We start from the raw sequence: 13,718 nt of genomic DNA, 5'->3' as shown, positions 1-13,718 counted from the left end.
TTGCCCCCGGTACCCCTGCTCCCGGCCGCCCGGCGGTCCTACGGTCGCGACGTGACCGCATCTGCCGAACTCGGCCCCATCAGCCTGACAGTGCCGCCCGGAGGCGAGGCGACAACCACTCTGACGGTCCGCAACGAGACCGACATCGTCGAGGCGTACACGCTGGAGGTGGTGGGGGACTGCGCCGGCTGGACGGTGGTCGAACCCGACCACCTGTCGCTCTACCCCGGCACGTCCGGGACGGCGACGGTACGGCTGACGCCGCCCCGCTCGTTCGAGGTACGCGCGGGCGACCATCCGCTCGGCGTGAAGGTACTGCCGTCGGAACGCGCCGAACTGGTGTCGGTGCCCGAGGCCACGGTGACGGTCACGCCCTTCCGGGAGCTGCGGGCGGAACTGCTGCCCCGGCGCCGGCGCGGCTGGCTCCGCGGCCGCTACCGCACGTCCGTGCTCAACCTGGGCAACACCGACACCGGGCTCACGCTCACGTCGCGCCAGCGCGGCGAGGAACTGCGCATCGCACTGCCGGCGAGCACGCCGCCCCTGGAACCGGGCGAGTCGATCCTCCTGCCCGTCCGGGTCCGCATCCGCAAACCCGTGTGGTTCGGCAAGCCGCGGACCTGGCCCTTCGAGGTCGGCGTCGGGACCGACGCCGAGGACGGCGACCGCGCCGACCCGCCGGGCGGGAACGCACCGCACCCGCTGGACGGGGAGTTCGTCCAGCTGCCGGTCTTCCCCAAGTGGCTGCTGGCGGTGCTCGCCGCGCTCGTGGCCCTGCTCATCCTGTGGCTGGCGCTGGTGGGCCCGGCCCTGCGCTCCTACGCCCGGCAGGCGGCGAACACCGCGGTCGCCAAGAAGCTCGGCACGCCCGCGCCGACACCGACTCCGGGCGGCGGCACGGCCGGTACCGGGTCGGCGTCGCCGGGCACCGGCGGAACGGCCGGCGCGGGCGGGGGAAGCGGGGGCGCCGGCGGGTCGCAGGGCACCGGCGGCCAGCCCGTCGCGGGGACCGGCGTGCAGAGTTCCACGACGATCGACGTGGCGACGTCCGGCGGCAGCGAGAAGAAGGGGACCTACCAGGTGCCCGCCGGGAAGGTGTTCGGCATCACCGACATCGTGGCCGCCAATTTCCAGGGCGACCAGGGGCTGTTGACGATCTCCTTCGGCGACCGGACGATCACGACGATCGCGCTGGAGACCTTCCGCAACCAGGACTACCACTGGGTCACCCCGATCGAGGTACCGGGTGGTGCGACCGTGTCGGCGGACGTCACCTGCCAGAAGCCGGGCACGCCCGCCTCGGGCAAACAGGCCACCACCTGCCACGAACTGCTCAACGTCAGCGGCGAGTTGAGCGACCTCAAGCAGTGACCCCCGGTAGGTCCGTGCTCCACCCGGCGCTTTGCAGGACATCGCGCGCACCGGGCCTCCCCTCCTGGCTTCCGGCCCCCGGCTCACGGGACTGCCCACCGCGTCACCCCCTGTCACGGTGTTCCGATTCTGCGCCCCCGACGGGGACCCCGGACAAGGGGGCAAGATCGTCGAACGGCCCGCCGGTGACCGGATTCCCCTGCCCGCGACAGGCGGGTCCCGGGGCCGGTCGGGCATCGGGACCTTCACCGGACGGACACGACACGGCGCTCCGCCTGCTGAAACCCCGGTGTGCGGCGGCAGTCGGGGGTTTGCTTCGGGCCCGCGGCACGCACGCCGGCGGGCACACCGGGGGCGCCGGGGAAGCAGCGTCCCGCTCAGTTTATGACTTAAAATATCCTACGGAATGATATCTCTATATTCGAACACTTTCCTAACCCTTTTCCAACCTCGTCTCGCGCAAGGGGGCGTGGGGCGAGTACGGCTCGAACGATGCCGATGGGGCGGCTGCCGGCTCGCCGGAGCGTGCGGGGGAGCCACCACGTCTTGCGGGCGGCGGTGCCGCGTCGGCGCCGCGTCCGGGGGCTGCCGGAGAAGCGGCTGACGGAGCATCAGATGGTGGGCGATTGCCCGCAACGGGCATGGCGCGCGGGGGTGTTGTAGCGGTCGTGCGCCGGCATCGGTGATCCGCGGGGCGGTTGACGGCGTCGGCCGACGCACTCCACGGTTGACGGCGGGGTCGGCCCGGTGCTCGGTTTTGGCGGCAGTGGCTACGTGGGCGCTGCGCCGATTGACGCGCTGACGCCGGCCGGGCTGTCGATCGCGCCGGCGTCGGCGCCCGAACGCCCGGCTGTCCGCCGCGCATTCGTCACGCCGGCAACGCCGCCGCAGTGCGACCCCGCCGAACCGCCGCGCCGTCGAACAGCCGCGCCGCCGAAGCGCGACCCCGCCGAAGCGCGACCCCGCCGAACCGCCGCGCCGCCGAACCGCCGCGCCGTCGAACCGCCGCGCCGTCGAACCGCCGCGCCGTCGAACCGCCGCGCCGCCGAAGCGCGACCCCGCCGCGCCGTCGAACCGTCGAAGCGCAACGCCGCCGAAGCGCGACCCCCCGCCGAACCGCAACACCGCAACACCGCCGAACCGGAGCCGATCGCCCACCCGTTCGGCGTCGCCGTGGGCCCCGGTCGCGGGTCGTCGCGGGCTGGTGCGAACGGATCGCCGGCGACGCCGTTCGCGCCGGCGACCGGTTCTCGGGGGGCCGCCGCCTCGCCGGATCAGCGGCCGGGGCGCCGGGGGAGACGGGTATGCTGCCAACCCGCGGACGCCAATGGCAGTCAACTTGCGGATGTCGTACGGCCGTTCGGCGGGGGGAGCCATGCTCGCGACCCCACAGGATATTTCTGCAAAACCGGAGGATTCGTGTCAATCTCCCCCACCGATCCTAGCGCAGGCCCGTCCGGGGCGGCTCCTCCGCCCGGGTGCCCGGCCCACGGCCTGGACGCCGAAGGCATCAGCCGGCTCTACGGACCGGACGCCGAGGCCGACCCCATGGCGCTGTACAACCAGCTGCGCGAGAAGTACGGCGAGGTGGCCCCGGTCCTGGTGCCCGGGGACGTCCAGGCCTGGCTCGTCCTCAGTCACGCCGGGAACCTCAGGGTGCTGAACAACCCTCTGCAGTTCTCGTCCGACCCGCGCAACTTCAACCAGGTCATCGGCCCCGAGCACCCGCTGGCGCCCATCACCTTCCGCCAGTCGCTGATCAACTTCGCGGACGGCGAGGAGCACAAGCGGCTGCGCGCGGCGGTCACCGACGTGCTGGCCAAGGTGAACACCCGAGGGGTGCGCCAGCGCATCACCCAGGCGGTCAACGACCTGGTCGCCGAGTTCGCCCCCGAGGGCCGGGCGGACCTGGTCAAGGACGTCGCCGAGCACCTGCCCATGATCGTGATGAGCCGGCTGGTCGGTATCGACGACGTGCCCGCGCAGCGGCTGGCCGAGGCGTGCCGGGACCTGATGCAGGGCACCCCCACCGCGGTCGACAGCAACAAGTTCCTGCTGGAGACGCTCTACCAGCTGGTGGAGACGAAGAAGACCGCTCCCGGGCGGGACCTCGCCTCGTGGCTGCTCGAGCACGAGGCCGGGCTGGAGGACAAGGAGGTGGTGGAGCACCTGCGCCACATCCTGGTCGCCTCGAACGAGACGACGGTGAACCTGATCTCCGACGCGCTCCGGGTCGCCCTCACCCACACCGCCTTCCGCGCGCACCTGGCCGGCGGCAGCATGACCGTGCCCGACGCGCTGGACGACGTGCTGTGGAACAACCCGCCGCTGCGGGTCCTCCCGGCCCGTTACGCGGTCGGCGACATCACGCTCGGGGAGCAGGAGATCCGCGGCGGTGACATGGTCCTCAACGGCATCGCCGCCGGCAACGTCGACCCGCTCATCCGCCCGGACCTGTCGAGCCGGATGAGTGGTAACCGCTCGCACCTGGCGTTCTCCAGCGGTCCGCACGAATGCCCCGGGCAGTCGCTCGGCAAGACGATCGCCGAGGTCGCCATCGACGTCGTGCTGGCCGGACTGCCCGACCTCCAGATCGACCTCAGCGAGGGGGAGCTGACCCGCACCCCGACCTGGACGTCAAGCCATCTTGACACATTGCCCGTCGTCTTCACTCCCGTGAAGGTGCAGCGCAGGCCGACCGGCGCCATGCCGCTCGCGGGCGCGGCCATGCCGGCGGAACAGCCCGCGACGGCCGCGGTCTTCCCGCCGGCCGAGCAGCCGGCCCCGGTGGCCGGGACCCCGCGCCCCTCGTGGTGGCGCAGGCTGCTGCGCCTGAGGTAATCCGCCGAACGGCGTCGGGTCCTGGCGCACGGCGCACTACCGCGCCAGGACCGTCGCTCATGCCCGACTTCCGCAAGTGCTGCGCCCCCTCATCGGAAGGAACTTCGCGTGACCGGGTTGAGATCCATACCGCGCGCGCCAGGCTGGCTTCCCGTCATAGGTCACACCCGACCGATGGCCCAGGCCCCCTACGCCTTCATCACCTCCCTGCACACCACCGGCGACCTGGTACGGGTCGATCTGGGTCCGATGCCGGTCTACTTCGTCACCAGCGCCGAACTCGCGCACGAGGTGATGGTCACCAAGGCCCGCAGTTTCCACAAGGGCCGGTTCTTCGACCGGCTGCGCCAGCTCGTCGGCGACGGCCTGGCCACCTCCGACGGCGACCTGCACCGCGCCCACCGCCGCCTGATGCAGCCGATGTTCCACAAGCAGCGCATCGCCGGCTACGCCGAGGACATGAGCAACCGCGCCCTGGAGCTGGCCGAGTCCTGGACCGAGGGCGAAACGGTCGAGGTCGACGCGGTCATGGGCGAGTTCGTGGTCAACACCATCGCCGCGGCCCTGTTCGCCACCGACATCGGGGCGCCGGCCGCCGAGGTCGTGCGCCGCAACGTACCCGTCATCATCCAGAACCTCCTGCTGCGCACCGTCTCGCCCCCGGTGCTCGACCGGGTGCCGATCCCGCCGAACCGGCGGTTCGACCGGGCCGCGAAGGAACTGCTGAAGGTGATCGACGGCGTGGTGACCGCGGCCCGCGCGGCGGGCGAGGGCGACCTCGCCGAGGCGCCGGACCTGCTGTCGACGCTGCTCGCGGCGCGGGACGCCGACACCGGGCAGGCGCTGACCGACGAGGAGGTCCGCGACGAACTGGGCACCATCCTGTTCGCCGGCACCGAGGCGACCGCCTCCACCCTGGCCTGGGCCCTCTACGAGGTCGCCACGCATCCGGAGGTGGAGGAGCGCCTGCTGGCCGAGATCGACGCGGTCGTGGGGACCGGCCCGGTCACCTTCGAGGACATCGGCCGGCTGGAATACCTGCGCAAGGTCGTGGACGAGACGGTGCGTCTGCACAGCGTCACGCTGCTGATGCGGCGGGCCATCGAGCCGGTGGAGATCGGCGGCGTCACGGTGCCGGCCGGCACGGAGATCGCCTTCAGCCTCTACGGGCTGCACCGCGATCCGCGGGTCTTCCCGCACGCCGACACCTTCGACCCCGACCGGGAACTGCCGCGCGAGGCGTTCCTGCCGTTCGGCTCGGGCAACCGCAAGTGCATCGGCGACGCGTTCTCCTGGACCGAGATCATCATCGCGATGGCCACGGTCCTGGCCCGGTGGCGGTTGCGGCCCAGCGCCGACCACACGCCCAAGGAAGCCATCGCCGCGGTGCCGCATCCGGACCGCATGCCGATGACGGTGACCCGGCGTTCGGTGCGCGAGCCCGTCCCGGCCTGACGGCCTCCCTCGTCGTGGTGCCGGCCCGCTCCTTCGGCGGTGGCCGGCGCCGCGCGGGCCGCCGCACAGCGTTCGCACAGGCTCCGCGGGTGTCCGCCGGCTGAGACGCCGACAGCCGGTCCTCGGCCACCGACCGCTGTGCTCCGGCCAACCGTCGCGCTGTCGCGGCCGTCCGCGGCGGATTCAGCGATACGCAGGTTTGCAGTTCTCTCCGTGGCCGTTGTGCCGTACTGTGACAGATGGTCATATGACAAACGGTCAATCACAAGATCGAATCAGCTGGGTCGCCGTCGCCTCGGTCCGGTGGAGCGGTTCGCAATAGCCACCTCGGCGACGACCCCATGGGATTCGCCCCGGACGACGTGAGGTGCTTTTCATCATGACTCGTGGGCTGATAAGCGTCCCGCCCATTTATTCACCGTTCTGGCCGGCGATACATCCGCACCATGAACGCGTCGAGCGCAGAACTGCGGCGTGGGCCGAAACGTACATCGTCTCGGAGGGGCTGCGCGCGAACCTCGTGGCCCAGGGCATCGGCGGGTTCGCCGCCCGCATCCTGCCCGAGGGCGACGAGGCCGTCGTCGACATCCTCGCCGACTTCGTCATCTGGCTCTTCGGCGTGGACGACGGGTACTGCGAGGACGGCGCCCTCGGTACCCGGCCCGGCGAGTTGGCCACCACGCTCTCCCGGCTGCTGCGGGTCGCGCAGAACCCGCAGGCGCCCCTGCTGGAGGGCGACCAGCTGGCCAACGGCCTGCGGGACCTGCGGCAGCGCATCTCGGCACGGGGGGCGACCCCGGCACAGGTCGCGCGCTGGGTCGACGCGCTGCGCGAATACTTCCTGTCCGTTGTCTGTGAAGCACATTACCGCAGCCAGGGGTTGATCCCCGACCTGGACGACTACACCCTCATGAGGATCTACGACGGCGCGACCACCGTGGTCCTGCCGCTGCTGGAGCTGGGCGGCGGATACGAGCTGAGTCCGGACGAGCGGGACCGCGACGAGGTGCGCGCGGTGGCCGAGATGGCCAGCATGATCATCTGCTGGGACAACGATATCTTCTCGTACCACAAGGAGTCCGGCTCGTCGGGCTACTACCTCAACGTGCTGCGGGTCCTGACCCACCACTACGGCCTGACGCTCGACGAGGCCCTGGCGCAGGCCATCGCCCAACGCGACCGGGTCACCACGTTGTTCGTCGACCTGTGCGCCGAGCTGTACCGCAGCGCGAGTCCGCAGCTGGAACGCTACCTCGACAGCCTCGCGCACTTCGTCCGCGGCAGCCAGGACTGGGGGATCTCCAGCCGGCGGTACCTGACCCCGGGAGCCGATCCGGCCGACCTGCCCACGCACTTCCGCAGCAATCCCACGGACTCCAGCTCCCGGCCGCTGGGCATCGCGCCGATCGCCTGGTGGTGGGACCTGGTCCGGTCCGACGGGCGGCCCTCGACCCTGCCGACCTCGCGGAACCCGGGACCGCTGACCAGGACGGCGTGAGCCGGGGCGACCACCGCGAGGCCACGCCCCCAGCGCCGGGGCACGACCCATCCCCGGCCGCTACCCCACCCCAGCTCCGCTTCCACCCCTCCCGGTGCCCCGCCGTCCCGGGGGCGACCGCCGGTACGCGTAACGGCTGGCAGCCCGTCAGCCCTTGCCGCCGCCGGTGAACGGGCTCCTGGTCGCGGGGTTCACACCAGCCGGACCACGGCGCGTCCGGCCCCCACCACGCGGAGTCCACGTGCCTCGCTCCGAACCCCGCGAAAGCGGCCCCGGCGGTCCGGTCGACGCCCAACTCCCGCCCGGCCTCGCCCGGCCGCCGCTCGGCCCGGTCGTACCGGTCGCCCTCTCCGAGGACGGCCGTGCCTGGGGCTGGCTGGTCACCGGCGTACCCGAGGCCGGCCGCGTCCTGGGCGGCGAGGCGTTCACGCCCGACCCCGCCCAGTGGTCCGGCGGAGAGGACCTCGCCCGGCGCCTGCTGCCCCAGACCGCCGCGTGGTCCAGCACGCTCGCGGTCGCCGAGGACGTCCGGCGGCGGCTGGGCGCACCCGCCGCCGCAGCGCTGCGCGCCCTGGACGAGCGGGACACCCGCGGCCACGTCGAGCACGTCGCGGACGAGCTGATCGACTGGTTCGCGCCGCCGCCCCACGCCGGCGCCGCCGCCCGCCCGGGCCGCGCCGAGGTGCGGAAGGACTTCGCCCGGCAACTGCCGCGCCTGGTCATGATGCGCCTGCTGGGCATGGACGACCGGTACGCGGCGGGCATGAGCCAGTGCGTCGACGAACTCCGCGACGGCGGACCGTACGCCACGAGCGCCTCCGCGCGCCTGGACGCCAAGCTGCGGCAGTTGGTGGCGGAGAAGTCCGCCGCCCTTGGCCCGGACCTGCTCTCGCGGCTGATCGCGCGCGGTCCCGGCCTGACCGCCGACGAGGTCGCCCACCAGGCCCGGCTGCTGCTCGTGGCCGACCTGGAACGCTGCACGGCGGCGATCACCCGGGCGACCGCCGGGCTGCTGCTGTCCCCGCCCGGGTACCCGATCCGGGAAACCGCGGCCGACGCGCTGCGCCACGGCTCGGCCGGCCGGCCCCGGTGCTGGTTCGCCCGCAGCGACATCCGCCTCGGCGACGCCCGCGTCCGGTGCGGCGACCTCGTCCTGCTCGCCCTCCCGCAGCGCGGCCCGGGCGCCCTCCGCCACCGCGGACCGCGCGACCTCGTGGGGCAGTTGACCCGGGTGATCACCACCGGCGTGCGGACGGCGCCGGCCGGCGGCCCGCGGGGCCCCGCCGGTCCGGCGCGGACGCACCGCCTGGCCGAGCTGATCACCGTCACCGCGGTGCGGCGGCTCTTCCACCGGCTGTCGGCGGTCGAACTGGACGTGCCGGCCTCCGAACTCGTCACGGGACCGGCCGGGCCGACCGAACTGCCCATCCGTTTCACCCGCGCCGCCCCTGAACCCGTTACGCCGCCGCGCCACCGGTGAGTGCGGTCGAGATCGGCCAGGAAAGCTGCGACATCGGCGGATTCGGTGCCGTCGCCGTCACGCCGGGAGGTGGTCCAATTCCCGCCAGGTGGGCGAAAGCGTGAACTCGGCGGTACGGACCCGGATTGTCGCGTACGGTGTTCGATCGGGCACTTTCAGTATGCAACCGGTCTGTGGTGACGCATTGTCAGGTGATCTCCTTTTAGCCTTCTGTACGGATTGCTTGTGGTAGCGGGGAATTGCATCTTGCTATCGGCGCATTGCGCGGATTGACTCTGGCCCGGCCGATATCCGGCTGCCCGGGCGTCACTGGAGGTCTCCGCGATGGATCTCGATCACCCCTTGCTCGTCCTGGACCCGACCGCGGCCGATCCGCACGCCGAAGCACGGCGGTTGCGGCAGCTCGGCGCCTGCGTGCCCGTCGAACTCCAGCAGGGCGTCCGGGCGTGGATCACCAACGACGAGGCCACCGGCCGGGCGGCGTTCACGCATCCGGCCCTGGTCAAGGGCGTGGAGAACTGGCGGGCCTACCGCGAGGGCGAGATCCGGCAGGACTGGCCGCTGATGGCGCTGGTGGCCGGCGAGACCATGGTCAACCGGGACGGCGCCGACCACACCCGGCTGCGCAACCCCCTCAACGCCGCGTTCACCCGCCGCCCGATCCGCACCTACGCCGGGCGGATCGAGGAGATCGCCCACGGGCTGCTGGACGACCTGGCCGGCCAACCGGCGGGCAGCGTCACGGACTTGAAGGCGGGGTTCACCTTCCCGCTGCCGATGGCCGTCATCTGCCACCTGCTGGGCATCGACGACCCGGACATGCGCGACCGGTTCGGCGACGAGATCGCCACCATCCTGCGCAGCACCGCCACCCCGCAGGAGGTGGGCGCGGCCTTCGGCGCGGTGATGGAGCTGCTGGACCGCCTGGTGTCGCAGAAGGAGAGCAGACCCGCCGACGACCTGGCCACCCGCCTGCTCCAGTCCCACCGGGACGGCGAGCTGACCCGGGCCGAACTGGTCGACAGCATCCTGATCCTCGTCGTCGCCGGCCACGAGACCACCGTCAACCTGCTCGCCAACGCCGTCCGGGCGGTGCTGAACCACCCCGAGCAGCTCGCCCTGGTCCGCGACGGCTCCTACGGCTGGTCCGACGTCGTCCAGGAGACCCTGCGCCAGGACCCGCCCGTCCAGCGGATCTTCCTGCGCTTCGCCCGCGAGGACGTCCCCCTCGGCGGCGCGCTGGTCAGGGCGGGCGACCCCGTCATCGTCGGCATGACCGGCGCCGGACGCGACACCGACGTCCACCCCGACGCCGACCGGTTCGACATCACGCGCAAGCAGAGCGGCACCCCGATCCACTTCGGCCTCGGCGCCCACTACTGCCTCGGCGCCCCGCTCGCCCGGGTCGAGGCGGAGATCGCCCTCACCGCCCTCTTCGAGCGCTTCCCCGACATCGAACTCGCCGACCCCGCCCCGCCGCGCATCCTGAGCCACATCATGAACAGCGTGCGGACCCTGCCGGTGCGGTTGGTCCCCGCGGGGTGACGGGACGGGGGCGCCGGGCGGGGCGGCCGCCCGGGGGCGACTCGGCGCACGACCGGGTCGCCCGGGGCCGGGTCCGTCGGGCGGGCTTGCCGGCGGCGGCGGTTCGCGCGGTGTGCGCGGGCCGGGTGGCCGGGGCCCGCCTCGCGCAGCGTTGATCTGACGTAGCGTCAACCAGCCGCTGCCGCGCGGTGACCGGAGCCCCGGCGCGTACGGTCGGGCAACTTCCGCAAGCCCGGCGTCCGTTCGGTGAGGTCGCGGGCCGTCGGGCGCTGGAAGCAGGTGGCACCGGCCGGTTGGCCGGTGACCCGGGTCAGCGGTGGCTGCCGGGACAGCGGTCGGCCGGGGCCGGGAAGAGGCCGGCGAAAGCGCGGGACGTGGCGGTCGGAGCGTCCGTGGAGCGAGGTGAAGTCATGGCATGTCCTTCCGATGAGACGGCCGCGCGGCCGGTGGGCGCTTTCACGCCGGTTCGGCGGCGTCGCCGGTTTCCTGAGCTCTGCCCTCCTACTATCCGCCGACCCCTGGCCCGGGTTTCAACCCATCGGAGCCAGGCTTAGGGGTTTGCCTGGTCATCGCCGCGGCCCGAACCCCCGGCGCGCGCCGCGCCGCGCGGGCCCGGGCGGGGATGCGGCGTTGCCGTCGCGAGCCTTCCCGGTGGGCCGTTCGTCCGGGGGAGCGGCGGCCGTCGTCGCGCCCGGCGGGCCCGGCCCGAGGCGGCCCCCGGGCACCGGGTACGTACGGGTTCCGTCACAACCGGGCAGGCGGTCGGGTTCGGCTTTGGCGGGCCCGTCGACCTGCGCTATCTTCCGTCTGTCGTCACGGTAGGGGCTGTTCCGGCGCGTTGCCGCCGGGCGAGGGGGGCGTAGGCGATGTCATGGGTCGTACCTGGATACACCCACATACGTGAGCTGGGATCCGGCGCGGGCGGCCGGGTTCTGCTGGCGCGGCACGAGGGGACCGGCAGCGCGGTCGCGATCAAGTACCTCGGGGAGGAACTGCGCGGCAGCGAGGAGTTCCTGACCGGTTTCCGGGCCGAGGCACGACTGCTCGGCGACCTCGGATCACCGCACGTGGTGCGGCTGTGGGAGTACGTGGAGGAGCCGCGCGGCGCCGCGATCGTGATGGAGCTGGTCGACGGGATCTCGCTGCGCGCCCTGCTGCGCGCGGAGGGCGCGACCGGGCCCGAGGCGGCGCTCGTGGTGCTCAAGGGCTCCCTCCAGGGGCTGGCCGCGGCGCACGCGGCGGGCGTCGTGCACCGGGACTACAAACCGGAGAACGTCCTGGTCGCCGCCGACGGCTCGTCCAAGCTCGGCGACTTCGGCATCGCGATGGCGAACGGCGGGACCGGGCGCCTGGTCGGCACGCCGCCGTACATGGCCCCCGAACGCTGGACCGGCAGTCCCGCCGCACCGCTGGCCGACGTGTACGCGGCGACGGTGACGTTCTTCGAGTGTCTCACCGGATCGCGGCCCTACCCCGGCGCGACCACCGCCGAGCTGATGGTGCAGCACACCAGCGCGCCCATCCCGGACGACGCGGCGCCCGAGGCGTTGCGGCCGCTGATACGGCGCGGCCTGGCCAAGGAGCCCGCGGACCGGCCGGCGAGCGCCGCGCGGTTCCTCGTGGAGCTGGAGGAGGTGGCCGGCGCCGCCTACGGCGCGGACTGGCAGGAGACCGGGCAGCGCGAACTCGCCCAGCTGGCGGCGCTGTTGCTGTTCCTGTTCCCGTCCGCCAACGGGGTGGCCGAGGGCGGTACGGCGCTGGCCACCACGGTGCTCGGCGCCGCGCCGCCGCCCGCGCGAAGACCGCGCAGGCCGGCGGGCCGGGTGCTGGCCGCCGCGATCCTCGCCGTGGTCGCCCTGCTGCTCCTCGGCGGTTACGCGATGGGCGCGCTGCGGGTCGGGACGACCGCGGTGTCGAAGGCGGTGGCGATCCCGACCGGGTACGCCTCCACCGGTGTCGCGCCGGGAGCCGCGTCCGCGTCACCGTCCGCCTCCGCCGGTCCCGGCGCCTCCGCCTCCGCGTCGCCCTCGGTGTCCGCCACGCCCTCGGCCGACGTCGCCCCGTCGGCGTCCCCCGACCCGGCGCCGGACCCCACCCCCACGGCCACCCCCACCACCGCGGCGTCCGCCGGCACCACGGTCAGCGCGACCGCGCCGCCCCCGCCGCCCACCGTTCACGTGACGGACCTGGCCATCGACGTCTTCGACGTGGACACCAGCACGTATGACGGCGAGCTGTACGCCAACGCCACGACGGACGGCGTCCAGCCGGTCGTGCTGACCGCCCGGTGGTTCGTCAGCCCGGACGGGAAGTCCGACACCGTGGTGGACACCGAGAGCGTGACCGTCTCCGGCAAGACCCGCTACCTGCGGATTCCCTTCCCCGAGTACACGTTCTCCCGGCAGTACTGCGGCCGGTACTTCGGCGTCACCCTGACCTCGTCACCGGCGGCGGCCGACGGAAGTCCCTCCCAGTCCACCTACGTAGATTGCCCGATCCAGTGAACAGCCAGGAAGAGCAGCCCACTTGGCGGCTGCACAAGCCGAAGTCCGCCCCCGCCCCCGACACCACGACCCTCCGCCTGGGCGACGCCCCCGCAACCTCCCAGTCGTGGACGGCCGTTCCGCTGGTGGCCGACGACGCCCCGGAGCCGGCCAACTCGTCGCCGGACGTGGTCACCGTCGATGTGACACCCGCGCCGACGCGGTCGCTCGACGGGGTCGGGGCCGACGGGTCGACGCGGTCGCCGGCCGGTGCGGGGGCCGACGTGCCGACGCGCTCGTTCGCGGACCCTGGAGCCGACGTGCCGACGCGGTGGCTCGGCGAGGCCGGGGCCGACGTGCCCACGCGGTCGCTGCCTCGCCCCGGGGCCGACGTGTTCACGCGGGCCGAACCGGAACCTCGCCGGGACGTGCTGACGACGGTGCGGGAGGAGGTGACGGGGCCCGTGCGTACGGCACCGTCGCCGACGGTGCCGATCGGTGTGACGCGACCGGAATCCGGCCGGACGCCACCGGAATCCGCCGGGGCCCCGCCGACCGTGATCCGTTTCGGCCCCGGCGTGCCGGCCCCGGAGACGGCGGCGATCGCGGCCGTCTGGCACGGCGCTTCCCCGCCGGCTCCCCGGCGGCGCCGCAGGACCGGTTACCTGACCGGCGCGCTGGTGGTGCTGGCCGTCATCGCCCTGCTGCTCTGGCAGCGGCAGGGGCCCGCCCTCGCGCTGCGGTCCGTCGCGGTCTCCGCGCCGTCCGGCACCCTGGCGTGCGGCGGCACGGAAGAGGTGGTCGGTACCGTGCGCACCAACGGCCGCGCGGGGACGCTGCGTTACCGCTGGCACCGCAGCGACGGCACCGACACCGGCCCGACGACCCAGCACGTCGCCGCCGGCCCGACCACCCTGCGGCTCCCCCTGCGCTGGACGTTCGTGGGCCACGGCACCTTCCACGCCACCGCCTCCCTCGACGTCATCTCCCCCGATCCGCGGACCGCGTCGGTCTCGTTCACGTACGACTGCCGCTAGCCGGAGGG

8 protein-coding genes are annotated in these 13,718 nt (G+C 73.2%); all 8 read left to right on the top strand.

Annotation, left to right across the window (positions count from 1 at the left end; genetic code table 11):
- Positions 1-51: 51 nt before the first annotated feature.
- Positions 52-1,371, top strand: a complete 1,320-nt coding sequence (locus POF43_RS00190; RefSeq protein ID WP_271315173.1) for a COG1470 family protein — start codon at positions 52-54, stop codon at positions 1,369-1,371.
- A 1,419-nt stretch (positions 1,372-2,790) separates the two neighbouring features.
- Positions 2,791-4,212 (top strand): cytochrome P450 family protein, encoded by a 1,422-nt coding sequence (locus POF43_RS00185; RefSeq protein ID WP_271315174.1) that lies wholly within the window; start codon positions 2,791-2,793, stop codon positions 4,210-4,212.
- Positions 4,213-4,320: 108 nt separating this feature from the next.
- Positions 4,321-5,667: a cytochrome P450 gene (locus POF43_RS00180; RefSeq protein ID WP_271315175.1), complete on the top strand. Its 1,347-nt coding sequence runs from the start codon at positions 4,321-4,323 to the stop codon at positions 5,665-5,667.
- Positions 5,668-6,046: 379 nt separating this feature from the next.
- A complete protein-coding gene (locus POF43_RS00175; RefSeq protein ID WP_271315176.1) occupies positions 6,047-7,165 on the top strand; it encodes a selina-4(15),7(11)-diene synthase in 1,119 nt (372 codons plus the stop codon).
- A 241-nt stretch (positions 7,166-7,406) separates the two neighbouring features.
- Complete coding sequence (locus POF43_RS00170) at positions 7,407-8,645, top strand: cytochrome P450 family protein (protein ID WP_271325070.1); 1,239 nt, start codon at positions 7,407-7,409, stop codon at positions 8,643-8,645.
- Between the two features lie 324 nt (positions 8,646-8,969).
- On the top strand, positions 8,970-10,190 hold the full coding sequence (locus POF43_RS00165; protein WP_271325071.1) for a cytochrome P450 family protein: 1,221 nt from the start codon (positions 8,970-8,972) through the stop codon (positions 10,188-10,190).
- 866 nt (positions 10,191-11,056) lie between these two features.
- The gene (locus POF43_RS00160) at positions 11,057-12,694 is read left to right on the top strand and encodes a serine/threonine-protein kinase (RefSeq protein WP_282704343.1); all 1,638 of its coding nucleotides are present in this window, start codon (positions 11,057-11,059) and stop codon (positions 12,692-12,694) included.
- On the top strand, positions 12,691-13,710 hold the full coding sequence (locus POF43_RS00155) for a hypothetical protein (RefSeq protein ID WP_282704342.1): 1,020 nt from the start codon (positions 12,691-12,693) through the stop codon (positions 13,708-13,710). Before POF43_RS00160 ends, POF43_RS00155 begins: the two co-directional genes overlap by 4 nt.
- Positions 13,711-13,718 lie beyond the last annotated feature (8 nt).

It is taken from the genome of Streptantibioticus silvisoli (assembly GCF_027947535.2).
Lineage (GTDB): Bacteria > Actinomycetota > Actinomycetes > Streptomycetales > Streptomycetaceae > Streptantibioticus_C > Streptantibioticus_C silvisoli.
The sequence above is the reverse complement of the archived record's forward strand: the minus strand, read 5'-3'. Positions and strand labels throughout refer to the sequence as shown.